We start from the raw sequence: 17,546 nt of genomic DNA, 5'->3' as shown, positions 1-17,546 counted from the left end.
ATTCATCGAAAATAATAGCTTTATATACATTGAAATGGAGGACCTGATTTTGCTGACAATCAACTTAGTCATTATCATCCCCTTATTGGCCGCTGCGCTAGTACCTTTCCTTCATAAAAAAAATTCAAAAATCCATATTGGCTGGTTTATCTTTCTTATACCGCTGACATTATTTATCTTGCTTTTACGTTATATTCCCCGCATTGCTAATGGGGAAACGCTTGCTTATACAGTTGAATGGATCCCAACATACCACATTAACTTTACTGCATATTTAGACGGATTAAGTTTAATTTTTGCCCTGCTTATTACTGGCATTGGGGCCCTTGTCACCATTTATTCCATCTATTATTTATCCAGCAAAGAAAACTTAATACATTTTTATACATATTTATTGCTGTTTATGGGTGCGATGCTCGGTGTCGTATTTTCCGATAACATGATGGTGCTGTACGTGTTTTGGGAATTGACAAGCATTTCTTCCTTCCTGCTCATTGCCTTCTGGTATCACCGGAAACAGTCCCGGGATGGCGCGCAGAAATCGTTGCTTATTACCGTGACCGGCGGTATTGCCATGCTTGTCGGTTTTATTATGCTCTATTATATGTCCGGCACGATGAGCGTTCGCGGTGTCATTTCCGCAGTTTTATCTTTTCAGGAGAATCCGTTGTTTATCCCTGCGATGTGTTTAATTTTGCTCGGTGCCTTTACAAAATCTGCCCAATTCCCTTTTCATATTTGGCTTCCTACCGCGATGGAAGCGCCGACGCCGGTTAGTGCTTACTTGCATTCAGCAACGATGGTGAAAGCAGGCATTTATTTAGTTGCCCGGTTTACCCCGGTTTTTGGGGGAGAGGACACTTGGTTTTGGCTCGTAACAAGCGTAGGCCTCATTACCCTTTTTTGGGGTTCCTTTACCGCGGTTCGCCAGACAGACTTAAAAGCGCTGCTCGCCTATTCTACTGTCAGTCAGCTCGGTATGATTATGAGCATGTTTGGCATTAGTTCCCTCGCCTTGAATAGCGGGTTTCGTGCCGAATCGGTATTATTTAGCCAAGCAGCATTTGCTGCCTTATTTCATCTCGTTAACCATTCTACGTTTAAAGGAGCCTTATTTATGGTCGTCGGGATTGTCGACCATGAATTGGGTACCCGGGATATCCGGAGGCTCGGAGGACTTGCAACATTAATGCCGATTACCTTTACGATTGCGATTGTCGGTGCCTTTTCCATGGCGGGATTGCCGCCGTTTAATGGCTTTTTAAGCAAAGAAATGTTTTTTACTGCCGTATTGAACGCTGGGAATGCCGGCCTGTCCTCTGCGATACCGGTTGTTGCCTGGGTCGCCAGTATTTTTACCTTCGTATATAGTATGATTTTTGTTTTTAAAACGTTTCTCGGCACCTATAAGGAAGAGAAATTGGAGCATCCAGCACATGAAGCTCCCTACGGCATGTTGTTTTCTCCTATCGTTTTAGGAAGTCTAGTAGTTCTTATTTTCATCTTTCCGAATGGACTGGGAGAGAATTTGCTAAGTCCGGCGCTGGCAGGCATTTTTCCTAGCCTTGCTGCCGGGGAAAATCTCGGGGTACACATTGCCCTCTGGCACGGCTTTAATACCGAACTGATGATGACCATTGGGGTTGTGCTCGGAGGCATATTATTATATATGACTATCCGCTACTGGAAGAACATTTATCGTCTGTTCCCGGAACATTGGTCGTTTAACACGCTATACGGAAATATACTCGAACAATTGGAAGTTGTATCCCGGAAAATTACCGATTTTTACATGACAGGTTATCTCCGGGATTACATGGTATACATTTATCTGTTCTTTATTCTCGCTGTCGGCGGGATGGTTGTCTTTACCCAGTCGTATGAGCTGGAAATTGCGGAAAATGCGCCGATAAGCGAGTTTGAATGGGTTGTTGCTATTGTTATGATTATTGCAGCTCTATCCATCCTTTTTGCCAAATCCCGGCTTTCAGCCATTTTGTTAAATAGTGTATTAGGATATGGAGTCGCGATTTTCTTTGTTTTATTCCGGGCTCCCGACTTGGCGTTGACGCAAACGGTCGTAGAAACGGTAACGACGGTGCTGTTTCTTGTTGCCTATTATTTCTTGCCGGAATGGAAAAAGGAAGATACCCGCAGCCGGTCAGACAAGGTTAATTTGGCTGTCTCGATTGGTGTTGGCGTCATTTTTACGATTATTGCGCTTGCGGTGCAAAACGGCAAACTGTTCTCCAGCATATCCAGCTATTTTGAAAACTCTTATGAACTTGCCGGCGGGAAAAACATTGTCAATACGATTTTAAGTGATTTCCGTGCCTTTGATACGATGCTGGAAGTGGTCGTGCTCCTCATAGCTGGTATTGGTGTATATACCTTGATTAAGGTAAAAGCTAGAAAGGGGGATACTACCCTTGAGGACGAATAATGTTATTTTGCGGACCGTTACAAGGATTGTCGTAATTATTATATTGACGCTTGCCGTCTATTTGTTTCTGGCGGGCCACCATGCCCCTGGCGGAGGCTTTATCGGCGGCCTAGTATTGGCGTCCGCCTTCGTTCTCCTTTTTATTGCTGTTGATATGGAAACGGTACGGAAGGCCGTTCCTATAGACTTTAAATTGGTGGCAGCCCTTGGGGCGTTTATTTCCGTTGCCACCGGCTTCGGCGGGGTGATGTTCGGAGAGCCCTTCTTAAATCAAGTATTCGGTTATGTAGAATTGCCCTTTTTTGGCGAGACCGAATTGACTACCGTTACGATTTTTGAAGCTGGGGTTGCCCTGGCGGTAGTAGGGGTTGTCGTGACGATTATTTTAAGCATAGCAGAGGATGTGTAACCGATGGAAACACTGCTCACCATCTTAACAGGGATATTAGTTGCCGTTGCAACGTATTTGATCCTTTCACGGAATGTGCAAAAAGTGGTTTTAGGGACGGCCATCCTGTCCCATGCCGCCCATTTGCTCATTATGACGATGGGAAAAGGCTTAAAAAGCGGAAGTGTTCCTATCCTCGGAGAGGGGCCGGCTTATGTTGATCCCCTGCCGCAAGCGTTAATATTAACCTCGATTGTCATCAGTTTTGCGGTCACCGCATTGCTGCTCGTAATCGCTTATCGGACCTTTCAGGAAACAGGGACGGACAATTTATATGAATGGCGGGATATAAACGATGAATAACATAATAGTCTTTCCAATGGCCATCCCTGTATTGGCTGGTATTATTCTTATTTTTTTCCGGAACAATAGGCACGTGCAGCGGTGGACAAGCTTCTTTGTCATGGTTGTGAATGCTTGTATTGCTTTATACCTTCTGTCTCTCATCCAGAGGGAAGGGATAATGCGGATAGACTTTGGCGGATGGGAGCCGCCTTTTGGCATTTTGTTTGTCGCCGATTCCTTTTCTGTCATACTCGTTTTGACGACAAGTATTGTTGCCGCCGTTTGTTTTATCTATGCCTTTTCATCTGCGGAAAAAAATTATGAACAGACCTATTTCTATTCCTTTGTCAACTTTTTAGTTGCCGGCGTAAACGGATCTTTCTTAACGGGAGACTTGTTCAATTTATACGTATGTTTTGAAGTGATGCTCCTTGCCTCCTATGTCCTGATAGCCTTTGGCGGCAAAAAGAACCAATTAAAGGAATCGATGAAGTATGTCATTATTAACGTCGTATCTTCCTGGTTTTTCCTTGTTGCCATTGCCTATTTATACGGAACTGTCGGTACGCTGAACATGGCCCACCTTTCGGAACGGATTGCAGAAGCGGGCCAAACTCCGCTGTTAACCGTCATCAGTATGGTGTTTTTAACGGTGTTTGGACTAAAAGCAGGGCTATTGCTATATTTTTGGCTGCCCCGTTCCTACAGCGTTGTGCCGACGGCCATTGCCGCCTTGTTTGGGGGCCTGCTGACGAAGGTCGGCATTTATGCATGTGTCCGCGTGTTCACTTTATTCTTTTACCATGAACCGGAAATTACCCATGCTTTAATCGGCATTATGGCGGGATTAACGTTAATCGGAGGGAGCATTGGCGCCGTTGCCTACCGGGATATTCGCTTAATTGTAACCTATAACGTCGTCATCGCTGTCGGATTTATTTTAGTAGGATTAAGCGCAGGTACATTAGAAGCGCTGGAAGGTTCCATTTATTATCTCGTCCACGATATGATTGTGAAGCCGCTGCTGTTTTTAATTGCCGGTACGATGATCGCAGTGACAGGTACGGCGAAGATGAATGATATGAGCGGACTGATCCGCAACTATCCGATGCTCGGCTGGATGTTTTTTGTCGTCAAGTTGTCACTGGCAGGTATTCCTCCATTTAGCGGATTTATCGGAAAAGTATTAGTCGGACAAGGTGCCATTGATGCAGGTTCCTATATCCTGCTCGCCCTCGCCTTTATATCGAGTATTTTCGTCCTATATTCTTTGCTGCGCATTTTCCTTCAATGTTTTTGGGGCGAGACAATCATCAGCACCGAGGATGAAATGCCAATGAAAAAAGGGTGGGTTATTCCTTGTGCCCTCCTTACAGCAGCAACCATTGCTTTAGGACTAGGTGCTGAATCCCTTGCGCCGTATGTTAAGGATGCAGCGGAAACGCTTATTAATCCGCAAAATTATATCGATGCCGTATTGTATAAGGATTAATATTCATAAGAGGAGGTAAGGACCATGCCTGCCCAGTTTTTAACGAACATCTTTATCGCCCTTTTGTGGGTGCTCTTCCAAGATGAAGACCAGTTTTATTTGACGACCTTTGCCACCGGATATATTGTTGGCATCGGTATTTTATATATGCTGCACCGGTTCTTTGGCGACCGTTTTTATTTGAGCAGGGTTATTGCAGCAATTAAATTAATTTTACTGTTTATTTATGAATTATTTGTATCGGGGATTTTCGTATTAAAACATATCCTCCGTCCGAAGATAACAATTAAACCCGGGATATTCTACTACGAAACGAATTTGCGGGGGGATTGGGAAGTGACAATCCTTGCCATGCTTTTGACGCTAACCCCAGGCTCCGTCGTTGTGGAGGTAACCCCGGAAGGGAATGCCTTTTATGTTCATGGGATGGATGTATACGAATCGAAGGATCAATTAATTCGCTTTTTGGAAAAGTTTGAGCGAATGATTATGGAGGTAACGAGATGATTGAAATGTTGTTGTATTCGGCAATTACATTGTACGGTGTAGCTATTTTGATTGCACTCTATCGAATCGCAGCTGGACCGAGTTTGCCGGATCGGGTATTTGCCTTAGATATTGTTAACGTCAACCTCATTTCGGGAATTGCGATAATCTCCATCCTCCTGGATACAAAGGCTTTCCTGGATGTTATCCTGATTTTAGGGATTCTCGCTTTTATCGGCACGATTTCCTTCTCCAAATTTATCGAGAGGGGCGTTATTATTGAACGTAAAAGAAATGATTGACTTCATAGCCGTCCTGCTCATCTTCATCGGTTCGGTCATCGCGGTAATCAGTGCGATTGGACTGATTCGCTTCCCGGACATTTACAACCGGGCCCATGCCGGAACGAAAGCAGCTACATTAGCCGTGTTGTTAACTTTATCCGGAGTCTTTATTTACTTTTGGGTTTCTGAGAATTACTTTAGTATCCGGCTTTTACTTGGAATCATTTTCGTCTTTATGACGTCTCCGGTATCCGGACATCTTGTAACGAGGGCAGCTTATCGGAGCGGCGTGAAAATGGCTGACTCCTCTATTGAAGACGAATTGGGAGAGGCAATTCGCAAAAGCCAAGACGAAAAGAGCACATAAAATACCCTGGCAGGCAAATTTCCCATTTGCTTTGCTGGGGTATTTTTATATAAACAATATCCATGAAAAAGTGAGTCAGGGAAGATTTATTTAAGAGAAATGATTTTACAAAACCTTTACATTCCCTTCAAACGCCCTTTACATCGACCTATTATACTAGCAATTGAGAGTTAATTCTCTTGAAAAATAAACCATTCGATGGGGAGGACAATCTTTTATGAATCTCAAAAAATTACTTATGTTTCTATTCGTCGCTGTACTAGCTGTCGCACTTGCAGCTTGTGGCGGAGAAGAAGCAGCAGATAATACGGAAAGTGGAGATACATCTGCAGATGGAGCTTCAGAAGAATTAGAAGGCAATGTTGTTATTGACGGATCTGGTACGGTTTATCCGTTAATGTCCAGATTAGCTGAAGAATATATGATTAACGAACAGCCAAACGTATCGGTAGAAGTAAGCCGTGCTGGCACATCAGCCGGTTTTGAAAAATTCCTTGCTGAAGATGGAACTGATTTTAACGATGCATCCCGTCCAATTAAAGATGAAGAAAAAGCAAAAGCTGATGAACTTGGCATTGAAGTAATGGAAATTAAAGTAGCATTAGACGGTTTAACGATCGTCGTTAACCCGGAAAACGACTGGGCTACCGAGCTTACAGCAGAACAAGTAAACGACATTTTCCTTGGCAATGTTACAAAATGGTCGGAAATTAATTCAGAATGGCCAGATGAAAAAATTCAAACATATGGACCAAACGAAAACCATGGAACGTATGAATTCTTCTACGAAAACATCTTAGAAGAACAAGATTTAGTAGGTGATATTAACCTGCAGCAAGAATATTCCACTTTAGTTACATTAGTTTCTGAGGATGTAAATGCGATCGGCTTCTTCGGATTTGGATACTACGACAGCAACAAAGATAAAGTAAAAGCAGTAGGAATCGACTTTGGCGAAGGCCCGGTTGAACCATCCTTAGATACGATTGGCGAAGAAGGACCATATGCAAACTATACTCGTCCGGTATTCACTTACTTGAACGTTAACAATGCAAAAGAAAAAGCTCAAGTTTATGACTATGCATTGTACATTGCTGAAAGTGCCAATGACTTTGCTGGGGAAACTGGATTTGCGCCAATCCCTGATGAAGAAGCTCAAGCACAAGTTGAAGCAATCGAAGCATTACAATAAGAAATTGGCTTAAACTGAGGGTCAATAAAGATGAGGGCAGCAGTGCTCTCATCTTATTGACTTCTTGCACCTGGAAGGAGAGCGCCAAGAAATGGCTTTAAAAAAGGAAATGCAGACGGGGAATCGTCTTCGTATAAACGAAATGATTGCTGAAAACAAAAATAAAAAATCGATGGCGAATATAATGGAAAAAATCATTCCAGCCATATTGTTTATTTTAGCATCCATCACCATTTTGACGACGCTGGGAATTTTATATACGCTGCTGACGGAAGCAATTGAATTCTTTAAAAGAGTTCCGATTTGGGAATTTTTTACAACGACCGAACTGAAGCCGTTAAGTCAAAACCCAAAGTTTGGAGTATTGCCATTAATAAACGGAACAATTATTTCCACCATTATTGCCATGCTGATTGCCGGCCCGATCGGCTTAATGTCGGCTATTTATTTAAGTGAGTATGCCTCTGACAAAGTAAGGAGAGTTTTAAAGCCGTTATTGGAAGTTCTTGCCGGAATCCCGACCATCGTGTACGGATTTTTCGCTTTTACCTTTGTGACGCCGCTTATTCGTTCTGTTTGGCCGGAAGTGGAAGCAACGAATATTTTGAGTCCGGGAATTGTCATGGGGGTTATGATTATTCCGATGATCGCTTCCCTTTCGGAAGATGCGATGAACTCCGTGCCGAATGCGATGCGGGAAGGATCGTTAGCGATGGGTGCAACAAAACTGGAGACGACTTTTAAAGTTGTCATTCCAGCCGCTTTTTCCGGGATTATTGCCTCCTTTGTTCTTGGAATCTCCCGGGCAATTGGCGAAACGATGATCGTTACTATCGCCAGCGGCAGCTCGAAAAATTTTACCTTTGACATTACCCAATCGATGCAAACGATGACCGCCTATATCGTGGAAGTTTCCGGTGGAGAGGCAGCTGCCGGTTCCACCATTTATTACAGCTTATATGCAGTGGCTTTGACCTTGTTTGTCTTTACATTGCTGATGAATCTGCTTGCCCGCTACGTCTCTCGCAAATTTAGGGAGGAATACTAATGTTATCAAAGCTTGACCAGCAACAATACACAAAAAGAATGAACAACCGAATTCGGAAAAATTCTGTCCTTCAATCCGTCTTTTTCCTGTCGGCACTATTTGGTTTATTTGTCCTCGCCATCTTAATTATACGTGTCGTAACCCAAGGATTTGGCTGGATTGACATGGATTTTCTCACCGGCAGATTATCGACAGATCCGGAACGGGCGGGAATTATGGGTGCAATACTAGGTACGTTATGGGTCATGATTGTCGTAATTCCGGTCACGATGATTGTCGGTGTCGGAACGGCTATATATCTGGAGTTGTATGCTAAAAAAGGGAAGTTTCAAGCCTCTATTCAAACGAATATATCCAATTTGGCAGGTGTCCCTTCCATCGTATACGGTTTGTTAGGTCTTACCGTTTTCGTCCGCTTAATGGATTTGGGGAATGTTGTTTTAGCCGGGGGACTCACCTTATCCCTTCTTGTATTGCCGATTTTGATCGTTGCGGCCCAGGAAGCGATTCGGGCGGTCCCGAGCCATTTGGCGGAAGCATCTTACGGAATGGGAGCAACAAAATGGCAGACGATTCAGCGGGTTATTTTGCCGGCGGCATTGCCAAGTATTTTAACCGGGTCGATTTTATCGCTATCCCGGGCCATTGGGGAAACAGCTCCGCTCACGGTGCTTGGAATCCCCGCATTGCTGATTCCTTTTCCAAATGGGTTCTTTGATACGTTTACAGCACTCCCAATGCAAATTTACTATTGGACGCTCGATTCATCCCTCGTTGCCGAATATGCCAACTTGGCAGCAGCAACGATTATCGTCTTGCTCGTGCTGCTTTTCGTATTGAATTCAGTAGCAATTTTCATTCGGAATAAATTCCAGCACCGTTATTAAGGCATGCTGGAAAACTTGAAGAGGAGTGGGAAAATGTCAGTTGTAATGATGGAAAACAAAATGACGGTGCAATTGAATCAAGAGAAGGAACAAAGCGCCGGTACAGCGATAGAGGAAAAAGATGTTGTCTTTAATACGAAGGAATTGAATTTATGGTATTCGGAAACCCACGCTTTAAAAAATATTAATCTATCCATTAATGAAAAGGAAGTTACGGCCATTATCGGGCCATCCGGATGCGGAAAATCTACCTATATAAAGACGTTAAACCGCATGGTGGAACTTGTTCCGGGAGTACGGACAACCGGGGAAATAACGTACAAAGGGAAAAATATTCTCGACCGGTCTTTCCGGGTGGAAGATTTGCGCACCCAAGTAGGGATGGTTTTCCAAAAGCCAAACCCGTTTCCGAAATCCATTTATGAAAACATCGTCTACGGTCCAAAAATTCATGGCATCCGCAATAAAAAAATATTGGATGAAATCGTCGAACAAAGTTTGAAAGGCGCCTATATATGGGATGAAGTGAAAGACCGTTTGCACGAAAATGCTTATGGCTTATCCGGCGGCCAGCAGCAGCGGCTCTGCATTGCCCGCTGTTTAGCCGTGCAGCCCGATGTTATTTTAATGGACGAACCAACTTCTGCACTGGATCCGAAATCGACGCTAAAAATAGAAGAACTGATTCAGCAATTGAAAAAAGATTACTCCATTATTATCGTAACTCACAATATGCAGCAGGCTGCCCGAATTTCGGATAAAACGGCTTTCTTCCTTAATGGGGAAGTCATCGAGTTTGGCGACACAAATACAATTTTCACCAACCCTTCGGACAGCCGGACGGAAGACTATATTTCCGGAAGATTTGGGTAAAATGGTAATCATGCTTATTTAGGGTATTCCAACATGTTGGGATACTTTTTTTATTGGAGAAAATGAATTTCCTTTTCACTAGCTTGCAACTAATGCTGCTGCGGAAAACAAAAAAATCCCCGTATGAGACGGGGGAGAAATTTTGCGATTATCAAACGGTTTTTGCTGTATTGTTTTTATCCGGAAACATCAGGCTAAAGACAATCCCGAAGAAGGCGGCAATAAAGAACGTTGTGAAACGGGAAGTAATAATGGAATCGAGGGGTGTGCTAATCCATAATACAGTAAAAACAAATCCAGACAAAATCGTTGCAATTACGCCAGCACCGGAATACCGTTTCCAGAAAAAGGTCATTAAAATGGCAGGGGATAACGTACAGCCGACACCAGCCCATGCCCAGCTGACGATAAGATAAACTAATGATTCGGAAGTAAGGGCAATGATCACCCCGAGGATGCCGGAAGCGAGAACGGTGATTCTGGAAACGAATAGCAGCTGTTTATCCGAAAGCTTCATCCCTAATGCTTTATGAATGATATCCTCACTGATGGAACTCGTTACAACAAGCAGCTGGGAGTTTGCTGTCGTAATAATGGCTGCCATAATCCCTGCAAGGAGGATGCCGGCAAACCAGGATGGCAAAAGGTCAATAATCATGACCGGCAAAATCGTTTCCACATCGGCAAAGGTCCCTTGGCTGTACATGGCAATGGCGGCAAGCCCAATGGAAAATGCCCCGGTATAAGCGAGAATCGTCCAGATAATGGCTACGATTGTAGCCTGTTTCGCCTCTTTTTCGTTTTTTAATGCCATAAACCGGGAGCTTAATTGAGGCTGTCCCCCTAAATAGCCAAAGAACCAGGAAAAATTATTAAAAAACAGTACACCGATGGCAAAACCAGCCGCACCGCCAAACCAGGAAGGGAAGGCATCGCCTGCCGCTACAAGAGATTGACTGACGGACAGGTCGTTGGCAGCAACATAGACAAAAGCGATAATGGGAAGAACGACAAGTGTAAGGAGCATCATCATACTTTGAATCATATCCGTCCAGACAACGGAAATAAATCCGCCAAAAAAGGCAATAGCAACAACGATAATGGCCGTAATGATGATTCCGAGCGTATGGTTCATCCCGAAAGACGTAACAAACATTTTTCCGGCCCCGGCAAATTGGGCTCCTACATAGAACATAAAGAAGCTGGCAATTAATATCGTCGCAATCCACCGGATGATATTTGCCTTTTCCTGGAAACGAACAGCCAAATAATCTGGCAATGTAAGTACTTTATATTTGTCCGTTTCCTGCATAAATCGTTTGGCGAGAAAAAGCCAAGCAAAAATAATTCCAATGGCAATCCCGACGGCTACCCATATTCCGGAAAGTCCGGTCATAAAAACGAAGCCGGTATAGCCAAGCAAGAGCCAGGCAGATTCTCCTGTTGCCCTCTCTGAGAAGGCAAGTGCCCAGCCGGGCAGTTTTTTCCCTCCTAAAATAAAATCGGCATGTTTTAATTCCCCGCGGCTTGTCATATATCCAATGGCGATAATGAGGACAAAGTATAATATAAATACCGTAATAATCGTCGCATCCATATATTTTTTCCCTCCTTAGCTTTGGATTAATAGGATAGATGCTCCTTTTCTCTCGTTCTACTAAAATATGTATGTCCAAACAAGAAAAACATGCGAACCGATTATGCAGCTTCATTAAATGTAAGGCTGCAAATCGATTCGAATGAGCATTTTCGTTGCAGCCGTAGCGTAATTTTTGGAAAAATAAAGAAAAAGGAGGAATGTGTCGTGAAAGTTATCGTTATCGGTGCCAATGGTCAGGTGGGAAAGCATATCGTCCGATTGTTAGAAGCGGATAGCAATTATTCGGTAACAGCAATGATCCGTAAAGAAGAGCAGAAAAAGGCGTATGAAGAAAATGGGGTGAAGGCGGTTCTCGGCAATTTGGAAGATGGCGTTGATGAATTAACAAAGGTTATCGAAGGGCATGATGCGGTCATCTTTACCGCCGGGTCCGGAAGCAAAACCGGTCCGGATAAAACATTGCTCGTCGACTTAGATGGAGCGGTAAAATCGATGGAAGCAGCGGAAAAGGCGGGAGCGAACCGGTTTATTATGGTAAGCGCCATCCAGGCCCATAACCGGGAAAGCTGGAAGAACAGTCCAATCAGACCGTATTTCACGGCAAAACATTATGCGGACCGGGAACTAATGAGGAGTAATTTAAACTATACGATTGTCCGGCCTGGAGGATTGACGAATGATCCGGGTACCGGGATGGTGGAAGCAAAGGAAAACTTGGAACGCTCGACGATTCCGCGGGAAGATGTGGCAAGAACAGTCGTTGCCGCACTAAAGGAGGAAAATACCTATCGCCGTTCTTTTGATCTAGTCTCGGGGAATACGCCAGTAGAAGCAGCATTAAAAAATTTATAACGAAAATTTGGGCTCTCGATATACGAGAGCCCTTTTTTAATAGCCGAATCCGCCTTTTAACTAGGTAGTGACCGCCTGTAGTTTGCAACATTCCATTTTCCGCGGAAATATTTATAAAAAAAACTATTGAATTATTATACAAAATAATGCATAATAATTCATTAATAACACATTGGAGAGGGGACCTGTACGATGAAAGAAAAAATTGTGTTGGCCTATTCAGGAGGATTGGATACTTCGGTCGCTATTAAGTGGCTGCAAGAGAAATATAATTATGATGTCATTGCTGTTGCGCTGGATGTCGGAGAAGGCAAAGATTTGGAATTTGTGAAAAAGAAGGCGATTGATGTCGGTGCATTGAAATCATATGTTGTTGATGCGAAGGAACTGTTTGCCGAGGAATACGTGCTGCCTGCGCTACAGGCCAATTTATTATATGAAGGGAAGTATCCGCTCATTTCTGCTTTATCCCGTCCGCTCATCACAAAAATTTTGACGGATATTGCGGAAGAAGAGGGAGCGGTGGCGGTCGCCCACGGCTGTACCGGCAAGGGGAATGACCAGGTCCGATTTGATGTATCCTTTACTGCATTAAATCCGGACTTGAAAGTAGTGGCACCGGTAAGAGAGTGGGCCATGTCGAGGGAAGAGGAAATCGCCTATGCGAAGGAACATGGAATTCCGATTCCGATTGATTTAGATAATCCTTTCAGCATCGACCAAAATTTATGGGGACGGAGCAATGAATGCGGTATTTTAGAAGATCCGTGGATTGAAGCGCCAAAGGAAGCGTATGAACTGACAGCAGACCCGGTGGATGCGCCGGATGAGCCGCAGTACGTAGAGATTGCCTTTCATAAAGGAAAACCCGTTTCCATTGACGGAAAAGCATTGCCTTTACATGAATTAATTTTAGAATTAAATAAAATTGCCGGCAAACACGGGGTGGGACGGATCGACCATGTGGAAAACCGCCTCGTCGGGATTAAATCCAGGGAAATTTATGAAGCTCCGGCAGCGATGACGTTAATTGGAGCTCATCAAGAGCTTGAAGCTCTTACATTGCCAAGAGAAGTGGCAGAATTTAAGCCGGCAGTTGAGCAGAAAATGGCCCAGGCGGTGTATTACGGCTTATGGTATTCGCCGCTGACGGAAGCTTTGCAGGCCTTTGTGGAAAAAACACAAGAGTACGTTAATGGTACAGTAAAAGTAAAACTGTATAAAGGGCATGCCCAAGTTGTCGGCAGAGAATCGGCCAATTCTTTATATGATTTTGACCTGGCAACGTATAACAAAGACGATGCCTTTGATCACGAAGCGGCTCTCGGCTTTATCAAACTTTGGGGACTTCCGACACAAGTGCATGCTTCGGTGAACAAAGCGAATAAAAAGAATAGTTCATTTGAAAAAGTAAAAATGGATGTAAAGGAAGCGGTGAAACCGTGAAATTATGGGGCGGACGGTTTACAAAACCGACAGACAAACTTGTAGATGAATATACGGCTTCGATTCATTTCGACCATAAATTAGCAGCATACGATATTCAGGGCAGCTTAGCCCATGTGGCCATGCTGAAAAAGTGCGGAATTATCCCGGCGGAAGATGCGGATCAAATTGCTGCAGGTTTACGCACGGTGGCGGAAAAAATCGCCAAAGGTGAGGCGGAACTGTCCGTGGAAAACGAAGATATACACATGAATGTGGAAAAACTGTTAATAGAAGAAATCGGCCCGGCAGGAGGAAAACTCCATACCGGCCGGAGCCGCAACGACCAGGTCGCCCTTGATATGCGTCTGTACTTGCGGGATGCTATTATCGAACTTTTCGGCTTGCTCGTACAGGTGCAAAAGGCATTAGTTCAGCAGGCAAAGGAAAATTTAAATACGGTCATGCCGGGATATACCCACCTCCAGCGGGCCCAGCCGGTTCTTTTTGCCCATCACTTGCTTGCCTATGTGTTTATGTTTCAGCGGGATGCGGAAAGACTGGCGGACAGCTACAAGCGGGTCAATCGGTCTCCCCTCGGCGCCGGGGCGCTGGCAGGGACAACCTTCCCGATTGACCGGGAATTTTCGGCGGAAACATTAGGTTTTGACGGGATAATGGAAAACAGTTTGGATGCGGTAAGCGACCGGGATTTTGTCGTCGAGTTTCTCGCCAATGCTTCCCTCATTTCCATGCATTTGTCCCGGCTTTGTGAAGAGTTGGTCCAATGGTCAAGTGCCGAGTTTGATTTTATTGAATTGGACGATGCGTACACTACAGGAAGCAGCATGATGCCGCAAAAGAAAAATCCGGACGTGGCTGAACTTGTCCGCGGCAAGACCGGGCGGGTATACGGCCATTTAATCGGAATGCTGACAACGCTGAAAGGTCTTCCCCTTGCCTATAACAAAGATATGCAGGAGGACAAGGAAGGCATGTTCGACACCGTCGAGACGTTACGGGGGGCATTGATGCTCTTTGCACCGATGATTGAAACAATGAAGGTGAAAAAGGAAAAGATGTATAATGCGGTCCGGAATGATTTTTCCAACGCGACGGATCTTGCCGACTATTTAGTGGAAAAGGGCATGGCTTTTCGTGAATCCCACGCTGTTGTCGGCCAGCTCGTACTCTATTGTATTAACAACAATAAATATTTGCTCGATCTATCGTTGGAAGAGTTTCAGTCTTTTTCCACGTTAATCGAAGCGGATATTTATGAAAAACTGACGCCGGAAGCAGTCGTCAATGCCCGGAACGTGGCGGGTGGAACGGCAAAAAATCGGGTGGAAGAACAGCTGGAAAAAACCGAAAAGCTTTTAGAAGGAAACGAAAATTGGCTGCAAGAGAAAGCGGCGTTATTGGAAAAATTTTAAACAAAACGGCTCCTTTCCATAAAAAAGGGCATAGCAGAATAATCTCTGCTAGCCCTATTTTTAATGCCGTTTGCTGAGCCAGAGCACTCCGGATTTTACGATACGCGGCAAAAAGCCGGTAACCGGAAACTGCAGCATATTGCCGAACCCGTCGGATTTCCCCAAGGACCCAAGGGTTCCCCTTAATCTAATTTCTTTCGGTTTAACTGGCTTTTTGCCGTGCAGCACTCGCAATAAAATGTCTGCGATTTGTTCTCCTTGCTGACCTGCCAATTGCCCGCTCGGAGAATGGACAGAAGCAACACAGTCCCCCAGCACATAAATATTTTCTTTATTTGGCACTTGATAGAAATCATTCGTAATAATTTTCTCGTGCTGATCCTTTGCAAAGGGCAGTTCCCGAACGAGGTAATTCGGCTGGACGCCTGCCGTCCAAATGGTGACATCGTTTAAGTAGCATACGCCGTTATTGCAAACGCCATCCTTCTCCACGTATTCCACATTGGAATGGTGGATGACATCGACGTCGTTTTCGACAAACCATTTTTCCACATGGGCTTGGATTTTCGGATCAAAAGCCTTTAGTACGGTAGGACCCCGGTCAAGCAGCCGGATGTTCAAGTCAGGCCGGCTTTCCCGAATCTCGGAAGCTACTTCAATGCCGCTTAATCCGGCACCGACAATGGATACTTTGCCATAGGCTTTCAAATCGCAAACTGCTTTTCCCGTTTTTCGCGCCTTTGAAAAGGTTTGAACGCTTTCGGTATATTCCTCTGCCCCAGGAATACCGTGGTAATTGTCTTCACAGCCAAGTCCGATGACTAAATAGTCAAAGGCAATCGGGTCTCCGTCTTCCACGTGGACAAGGTCATTCTCTGGATCAATTTTCGTAATCTCTTTAAATACGTATTTGACCCGGTCGTCTTTAGGAAATTCGACCCGGACGTCCGTCTCTGCCGCTGTCCCTGCTGCGATCGTGTAAAACTCTGTTTTTAGCGAGCGGAACGGATTCCGGTCTACAAGAATGATTTCCAGATCATCGGGTAATTGGTGCTGCAACAGTCCGGTTAACACTTTAATGTTGCCGTATCCCCCGCCTAAAAGGACTAGTTTTCTCATGAAACTTCTCCCCCCTCCCTTGTTGTAACCCAGATACTGCTACCCAACTAATAGATTAGCAAAGTTTCCCAATACTGTCACGGCGAGTTCAAAAAATTCTATTTTCTAGATTGTCCGGTTCATGCTATACTATCGTTGGAAAAGGGGGGACGAGTATGGAACAAATCAAACATGCCATTCAGGACGAATATGGCGATGATTATGCCTGGTGTTACGGCTGCGGAAGAAACAACGACAAAGGGCTGCACTTTCGCACCGGCTGGCTCGGGAATAAAACAATCACCGTGTTTACGCCGCGAGAGGAGCACATGGCCATTCCGGGGTATGTGTATGGCGGCATCATTGCTTCTTTGATCGATTGTCACGGTACCGGTTCTGCCGCGTTAGCCTTGCATCGGAAAAACGGATACGAGCCTGGGGACGGAAAAGAGCCGCCGCGTTTTGTAACCGCTTCCTTATCCGTCGATTTTGTCAAGCCGACCCGGAGCGGGGAAGCCCTAAAGGCGATCGGCACCGTGGAAGAAATCCATCCGAAGCGGTGGAGAGTCAAGACGGACGTATTTTGCGGAAAGGAAGTTTGTGCCAAAGGAACGGTGGAAGCGGTTGTGATGCCGGATACGTTCATGAAAAGGAAGAAGGACTAAATTCAGGGAGTGACAGGCAGCAGTGAAAAAATTGTTGGATGTAATTGGCGAACTTTTTTCCGATGAAATTTCCATCGCCGTGGCCGATACGAACAAATATATATATTATCGCCCGAGCAAGCGGATTGATTTGAAAATCCGGCCGGGAGACCCGATTAAGAAAGGTACGATTGCTTATAAGGCAATCCAGTCCGAGCAAAAAATATCCGAGTTTATTGACCGCAATGTTTTTGGGGTGCCTTATCACGGGATGGCGGTTCCTTTCTATGAAGGGAATCGGCTGAAAGGCTGTGTTCTCGCCATTTATCCTTCATATACCGAAGGAAAAAGCGTTGTAACGGTAAAAACGGGGGACGGCTGGAAACCGATTCCCTATCATGACGTAAGGTATATTGAGGCCCGGGACCGGAAAACCCATGTATATACCGCCGATTATATGGGAAGTCATGCCAACACGCTGCAGGAATTTGAGTACATATTGCCGAAAGACCGTTTTATCCGCTGCCACCGCTCGTTTATTGTCAATGTCCATTATATTAAAGAAATATATCCCGATACCCACTCTACTTTCCATTTACAGATGGATAACGGGGCGAGAATTCCGGTGAGCCAGTCCTACTCCAGCTATTTCCGCAAACTGTTAGGTTTTTAGTAGATAAAGGGCA

18 protein-coding genes are annotated in these 17,546 nt (G+C 44.7%); 16 read left to right on the top strand and 2 right to left on the bottom strand.

Going from position 1 to position 17,546, the window contains the following annotated elements:
• Positions 1–49 precede the first annotated feature (49 nt).
• The 11 genes from IEV18_RS02705 to pstB all read left to right on the top strand — a co-directional run bounded on the left by IEV18_RS02705 (position 50) and on the right by pstB (position 9,805).
• A complete protein-coding gene (locus IEV18_RS02705) occupies positions 50–2,443 on the top strand; it encodes a Na+/H+ antiporter subunit A (RefSeq protein WP_188390836.1) in 2,394 nt (797 codons plus the stop codon).
• Positions 2,430–2,852, top strand: a complete 423-nt coding sequence (locus tag IEV18_RS02700; protein WP_188390835.1) for a Na(+)/H(+) antiporter subunit B — start codon at positions 2,430–2,432, stop codon at positions 2,850–2,852. The genes IEV18_RS02705 and IEV18_RS02700 overlap by 14 nt, the downstream gene beginning before the upstream one ends.
• A gap of 3 nt (positions 2,853–2,855) precedes the next feature.
• Positions 2,856–3,194 (top strand): Na(+)/H(+) antiporter subunit C, encoded by a 339-nt coding sequence (locus tag IEV18_RS02695; RefSeq protein WP_188390834.1) that lies wholly within the window; start codon positions 2,856–2,858, stop codon positions 3,192–3,194.
• A complete protein-coding gene (locus tag IEV18_RS02690; RefSeq protein WP_188390833.1) occupies positions 3,187–4,668 on the top strand; it encodes a Na+/H+ antiporter subunit D in 1,482 nt (493 codons plus the stop codon). The genes IEV18_RS02695 and IEV18_RS02690 overlap by 8 nt, the downstream gene beginning before the upstream one ends.
• Before the next feature lie 24 nt (positions 4,669–4,692).
• Positions 4,693–5,175, top strand: a complete 483-nt coding sequence (locus tag IEV18_RS02685) for a Na+/H+ antiporter subunit E (protein WP_188390832.1) — start codon at positions 4,693–4,695, stop codon at positions 5,173–5,175.
• A complete protein-coding gene (locus IEV18_RS02680; RefSeq protein WP_188390831.1) occupies positions 5,172–5,456 on the top strand; it encodes a Na(+)/H(+) antiporter subunit F1 in 285 nt (94 codons plus the stop codon). Before IEV18_RS02685 ends, IEV18_RS02680 begins: the two co-directional genes overlap by 4 nt.
• Entirely contained in the window at positions 5,434–5,805 is a 372-nt protein-coding gene (locus IEV18_RS02675; protein WP_188390830.1) for a Na+/H+ antiporter subunit G, read from the top strand. The genes IEV18_RS02680 and IEV18_RS02675 overlap by 23 nt, the downstream gene beginning before the upstream one ends.
• A 217-nt stretch (positions 5,806–6,022) precedes the next feature.
• Complete coding sequence (locus IEV18_RS02670) at positions 6,023–6,997, top strand: PstS family phosphate ABC transporter substrate-binding protein (RefSeq protein WP_188390829.1); 975 nt, start codon at positions 6,023–6,025, stop codon at positions 6,995–6,997.
• A gap of 91 nt (positions 6,998–7,088) precedes the next feature.
• Positions 7,089–8,045 carry a phosphate ABC transporter permease subunit PstC gene (gene pstC, locus IEV18_RS02665; RefSeq protein ID WP_188390828.1) on the top strand — a complete coding sequence of 319 codons (957 nt, stop codon included), beginning with the start codon at positions 7,089–7,091 and terminating at the stop codon, positions 8,043–8,045.
• Positions 8,045–8,932, top strand: a complete 888-nt coding sequence (gene pstA / locus IEV18_RS02660; protein WP_188390827.1) for a phosphate ABC transporter permease PstA — start codon at positions 8,045–8,047, stop codon at positions 8,930–8,932. The genes pstC and pstA overlap by 1 nt, the downstream gene beginning before the upstream one ends.
• A 60-nt stretch (positions 8,933–8,992) precedes the next feature.
• On the top strand, positions 8,993–9,805 hold the full coding sequence (gene pstB, locus IEV18_RS02655) for a phosphate ABC transporter ATP-binding protein PstB (RefSeq protein ID WP_373281877.1): 813 nt from the start codon (positions 8,993–8,995) through the stop codon (positions 9,803–9,805).
• A 151-nt stretch (positions 9,806–9,956) separates the two neighbouring features.
• On the opposite strand, the gene IEV18_RS02650 is transcribed toward pstB, so the two are convergent.
• Positions 9,957–11,402 (bottom strand): sodium/proline symporter, encoded by a 1,446-nt coding sequence (locus tag IEV18_RS02650; protein ID WP_188390826.1) that lies wholly within the window; start codon positions 11,400–11,402, stop codon positions 9,957–9,959.
• Positions 11,403–11,609: 207 nt separating this feature from the next.
• Here IEV18_RS02650 and IEV18_RS02645 point away from each other — a divergent pair, with 207 nt between their 5' ends.
• From IEV18_RS02645 to argH, 3 genes are all read left to right on the top strand, one after another.
• Positions 11,610–12,257 carry an SDR family oxidoreductase gene (locus IEV18_RS02645; RefSeq protein WP_188390825.1) on the top strand — a complete coding sequence of 216 codons (648 nt, stop codon included), beginning with the start codon at positions 11,610–11,612 and terminating at the stop codon, positions 12,255–12,257.
• Between the two features lie 192 nt (positions 12,258–12,449).
• Positions 12,450–13,703, top strand: a complete 1,254-nt coding sequence (locus IEV18_RS02640; protein WP_188390824.1) for an argininosuccinate synthase — start codon at positions 12,450–12,452, stop codon at positions 13,701–13,703.
• The gene (gene argH, locus IEV18_RS02635; RefSeq protein WP_188390823.1) at positions 13,700–15,118 is read left to right on the top strand and encodes an argininosuccinate lyase; all 1,419 of its coding nucleotides are present in this window, start codon (positions 13,700–13,702) and stop codon (positions 15,116–15,118) included. Before IEV18_RS02640 ends, argH begins: the two co-directional genes overlap by 4 nt.
• Before the next feature lie 60 nt (positions 15,119–15,178).
• Here argH and IEV18_RS02630 read toward each other — a convergent pair whose 3' ends face one another.
• Positions 15,179–16,237: an NAD(P)/FAD-dependent oxidoreductase gene (locus IEV18_RS02630; RefSeq protein WP_188390822.1), complete on the bottom strand. Its 1,059-nt coding sequence runs from the start codon at positions 16,235–16,237 to the stop codon at positions 15,179–15,181.
• A gap of 155 nt (positions 16,238–16,392) precedes the next feature.
• On the opposite strand from IEV18_RS02630, the gene IEV18_RS02625 reads away from it, so the two are divergent.
• Positions 16,393–16,881, top strand: a complete 489-nt coding sequence (locus IEV18_RS02625) for a PaaI family thioesterase (RefSeq protein ID WP_188390821.1) — start codon at positions 16,393–16,395, stop codon at positions 16,879–16,881.
• Between the two features lie 22 nt (positions 16,882–16,903).
• Positions 16,904–17,533 (top strand): LytTR family DNA-binding domain-containing protein, encoded by a 630-nt coding sequence (locus IEV18_RS02620; RefSeq protein WP_188390820.1) that lies wholly within the window; start codon positions 16,904–16,906, stop codon positions 17,531–17,533.
• Positions 17,534–17,546 lie beyond the last annotated feature (13 nt).

This window comes from Compostibacillus humi, assembly GCF_014637175.1.
GTDB lineage: Bacteria > Bacillota > Bacilli > Bacillales > Amphibacillaceae > Oceanobacillus > Oceanobacillus humi.
This window is presented reverse-complemented; position numbering and strand designations above follow the sequence as displayed.